At 62.5% G+C, this 4,155-nt stretch carries 4 protein-coding genes; all 4 read right to left on the reverse strand.

Features of this window, described 5'->3' with window-relative positions; genetic code table 11:
* Positions 1–253: 253 nt before the first annotated feature.
* A complete protein-coding gene (locus tag A2J03_RS03300) occupies positions 254–1,171 on the reverse strand; it encodes a fumarylacetoacetate hydrolase family protein (RefSeq protein WP_068369644.1) in 918 nt (305 codons plus the stop codon).
* Positions 1,168–2,517 carry a flavin monoamine oxidase family protein gene (locus A2J03_RS03305; RefSeq protein ID WP_068369647.1) on the reverse strand — a complete coding sequence of 450 codons (1,350 nt, stop codon included), beginning with the start codon at positions 2,515–2,517 and terminating at the stop codon, positions 1,168–1,170. Before A2J03_RS03305 ends, A2J03_RS03300 begins: the two co-directional genes overlap by 4 nt.
* A 104-nt stretch (positions 2,518–2,621) precedes the next feature.
* The gene (locus tag A2J03_RS30315) at positions 2,622–2,870 is read right to left on the reverse strand and encodes a hypothetical protein (protein ID WP_156520173.1); all 249 of its coding nucleotides are present in this window, start codon (positions 2,868–2,870) and stop codon (positions 2,622–2,624) included.
* A 681-nt stretch (positions 2,871–3,551) separates the two neighbouring features.
* On the reverse strand, positions 3,552–4,155 hold a 604-nt coding region (locus tag A2J03_RS03315; RefSeq protein WP_068369652.1), incomplete at its 5' end, for a GyrI-like domain-containing protein.

A 4,155-nucleotide genomic window follows, 5' to 3' on the forward strand; every position in this document is an offset into this window, starting at 1 on the left:
GACGCTGCTCGTCTCGGTACTGCCGTTTTCGTTCTCGTCCGATCCGCAGGCAACGAAAACAGATGCGAGGACGGCCGTGAGCGCTGCGGTGGCACTTCGACGCAACAGGCTTCCACGCGAAATGTTCATCGGCCCGGTCCCTTTCAAGCACGGAAAGTAGCGCGGCTGCTTCCGGCCACGGCAGCGTCGACCAGGCGATTCTACCTCCCGATCGGATCTCGAAACGCGGTTTCGAGCAGGCCGATCCTGAAGGCTAGGAGTTCACGATGGTGTGTTCGACCACTCCGATGTCGTCGAGAGCCAGAGTCAGTGTGTCCCCGGGCGCGAGCCAGTTTCCGGTTTCCATGCCACTGCCGCCGGGGAGCGTTCCGGTGCCGAACAGTTCGCCGGGGAGAAGCTGTTCGTCACGGGATGCGTGAGCAAGCACTTCGCCGAGGCTCCACTTCATTCCAGCGCTGTCGACTCGGCTGACAGTCTTACCGTTGATCGATACCGTTCCGGTCAACGAGTCGATGCGGGGAAGGACGTCGTCGGCGGTGACTGCCGTCGTCGACATCGACGACATGAAGTGCTTGGACTTCTGCGGTCCGAATCCTGATGCCATCTCTCGGCGCTGGACATCTCGTGCACTGAAGTCGTTCAACAGAACGAAGGACCCGATCGCCGACGTCGCCTCTTCGGGAGTGGCGTTGCGAAGCGGAGCGGACAGCACGAAGCCGATCTCCAGCTCGTAGTCCAATGCCGCTGAGTAGGAGGGGGTTTGGATCGGAGTTCCGCTCGGAACGAGAGTGAGATGGTTGGACATGTAGTAGACAGGTTGCTGGTAGAAGAGCGGTGAAGGCTTGAACATCGGGAATGGCCGTCGTGTCAGTCGTTCGATTACGGCAGTTGCCCGAAACTGAGCCGGATGAAAGCGGCGTACCAACCCTCGGCTCGCGTCGATGTTGTGTTGCTCGTAGAGCAGGAAGTCCCGAAACGAGATGGGATGGAACGGAAGGACATCAGGGGAACGTTGCCGGTGCCTGTCGTCGACCGAGGTCAGCCAAGAGTCGCTGAACGGAGTGCCGCCGAGAGCGCTGATGTCGCCGCCCAACGGTTGCCAGTCCGAGTCGTGCTTCGATTGATATTCGGCGACGACGCCGTTGGACGTGTGAACCCTGCGAATCTTCATTTTTCCCCAGCCCCCGCTGTTCGTCTGATCCAGACTTCCTCGAACGGTACTGTACGTCCGAGGATCCGTTCTGCGGCCCGGTGGCCTGATTTGAAGGCAGCGGTCACGGTGGCGGGGTCGTCGGTCCATGTTGCTTCGCCGGCGAGGTGCAGGACATCCCCGACCGGAGTGGACAAGTCGTCGTGATCCGCGGGTACCGATCCGACGGTCATGTAGGAATAGGAGCCGTGCGAGAACGGATCGTCCTGCCACCGCGTGACGTGTATACCATCGGGCCGCAGTACTCGGTCTCCGTACAGTCCCCGCAGCGCGTCGAGGACGGAATCAGCAATGCGCGCGTCCGACCAATGACGGGTATCGCGGGCGCAGGGACCCGCCGCGAAGGTCAACAGTGTTGGAGAACCATGCGCCGCGCTGACGTCGTACCACGAGTGCCACCAACGACCGGCCTCACCCTGCTGGCGAATGGCATAGACGTCCTGGTCCCAGAATTTCTCGGGGAATCGCAAGAAGACTTTCTCGAATTCGTTCATCTCGAGTCGATCCAACGCCCGTGACAATGGTGGGGGTAGCGGTGGATCGATGACGAACTCCGGTGACTTCAGCACCCCGATCGGCACCGTCACGATCATTCTGTCGGCGGAGAATTCGCCTTGATCCGTTTCCGCGACGACGCCGGCCGGAGCCCACCGGACGCGGGTGACCACGTGCTGCCGACGCACGTCGAGGCCGCGTGCGAGGTGCGTGGCAAGCTCGTCGTAGCCATCGGGAAATACGACCTCGTCGCCCTCGATGGCATCGTCGTCGAGCCCGTGCGCGTCGAGATCGTCGAGCCAGACGCCCAATTGCTCCTCGGATCGGTGCTGCAGGAACTCGCGGACCCTCGCGGAACGTTGTTCGTCCCAGCCCAATTCGCCGAGAGTAGCTTCCACCGCATCGCCGAAGGACGTCATCGGCGCCGATTTCGCGATGGTCGACGCCAGTCGAGCGCTGACGAAGTGAACGTCCGAGGCGAATCGCTCGGCGGCCTCGTCGCTCAGCCGTGTGCCGGTAGGGGAGTAGTAGGCAATCGGGCGACCGTCGGGTTGATAGCTGCCGACGGTGAACTCGACGGTACGCATGCCGTATGCCTCGACTGCATCGGCAAGCGGGTTGCCGTCGACTCCATGAATCCAGGAGGCGCCGTAGTCGAGGACTTCACCGTCGGAGCGTGATGTCCAGACCCGGCCGCCGACGCGGTCCCGAGCTTCCAGGACGACAACATGCCGCCCCGCGTCGGCGAGAATTCGTGCGGCCGTCAACCCGGCGATCCCGGCCCCTACGATCAGCGTGTCGAAGTCGGTCAACGTCGTTCCGATCTGTCCGAAGCGGCGGGTGGGAGCTGACTTCCCCGGCTCTCCTCACCATATCGTGTGGCCCGCGGCTTGCGGAGCGGACTTACGCCGATCGGCTACGGAGCGACCCAGGATCCCTGTCCGGGTAGGTAGGTGATGCCAGGGGTGACGGCCACCGTCGCGCTGATGTTGCCCGACCCCGTGAATGTCGGTGGCTCATCGAAAGTTCCGCCTGACTTCCACTGACCGGAATCACCGGTACTGTGGTTCGTCCACGAGACCGTGCAGTAGCACTCCGAGCTAGAGGAGAAGCGAGAGAATCCCGGTAGCTCCGCGTCGGTGGTGACCGACATAGATTCGTTCACGAAGGCGTTTTCGCTGGACGATCCAGAGCCGGTTGAGCCCAGTAGGAGCGAGAACGCAGTCTTGGTGACCGGCGCCGCTGATACGGTCGGGGCACCAGCGATCGCCACTGTGACAGCTCCCGCGAACAGAAGTGCAGTTACCCGTGTGATCCGGCGACTCGTTGCTTTTGTCATAAAAATCCCATTCTGTTGGAGGCGCACGAATCGTACCCGAAGTCCATACCGTTCGGTCGGCAAGTGCCGCTCGCTCGCGACGATTCTGGTCGAGGGGGCTTCCGTCGCCCCCGTTATCTTCTTTCCACCCTCGTGATCTGCGGGGGTGGGTGGTCTGCTCCGGTAGGGCTGCGGCAGCCCGGACGGAACGCACGTCCACTCGAGTGTTGCCGCCGGAGCAGAGGGCGTCGGATCACTGCTGATGGAGGCGTGGCAGAAAGAGGGAGTGCACGGCCTGCATATCGTGAGTGCCGAGTACCGATGCCATGACCGCGCACGAAACATTGCACGCGCCGCGAAAAGCTGTACGCCACGGTGAATCGCGTACCTCGCCTGGCGCGAATGTTTCAGAAGAGAGTCACCGCCGACAACTTCATCGCTCTGCTCGATACGACGGCCGACCGCCACTCATCCGGGGCGAAATCCGTCCAAACGTCACGCTGCTCCCGCCTGACTCATCGAGGATCACTATGGCGTTGGAGTGGTACTGAAGATTGGCCAGCAGATTTCGGTTGCGGTGAACGCAGTCGGCTCTGAGGGCGTGCCGCCGAGGTAGTGTTCGCGGATCGGTCCTTGGCCGCTTACCAATTTTTCGTTTGTGTATGTTCCCAGGGCTGCGTAGCTGCGGTCGATGCCCTCGTGACCGCCGGAGTGCGTGAGGACCGCGAATTGGGCCTGAGGTAGGAGCTGGGCCCGCACACCGTCCGGGGGGTCCGCCGATTGTGGAGCTGCAACGAATAGCGTTGCTTCGCCATGGGATTCAAGGAAGAGTGCCCGGTCGTACAGGCCTCCCGGCACGACCTCGGAGTCAACGCTTGTCGCCGCTGCAACTGCATCTCGCAATTTCCTGACCGTCAACGTGAACCAGCTGTCGATCTCGGCGACCTCGAGAGTGGTACCGATGGACCACACGGCGAGGGCCGGCTCGAGGCGCAGCTCGATCTCGGCGGGGGCGCGCACGGGGGCGAGTAGTTCGCGTAGCGCGCCGACGGTGTCGCGAGTGTGCTGCAGCTGTACCTCCATCTGTTCGAGATGACTCGAAAGGATCTCGGCGCGGGCCGCGGCGTCTTCT

This window comes from Rhodococcus sp. EPR-157, from assembly GCF_001647195.1.
In the GTDB taxonomy this organism is placed as follows: Bacteria; Actinomycetota; Actinomycetes; order Mycobacteriales; family Mycobacteriaceae; genus Rhodococcoides.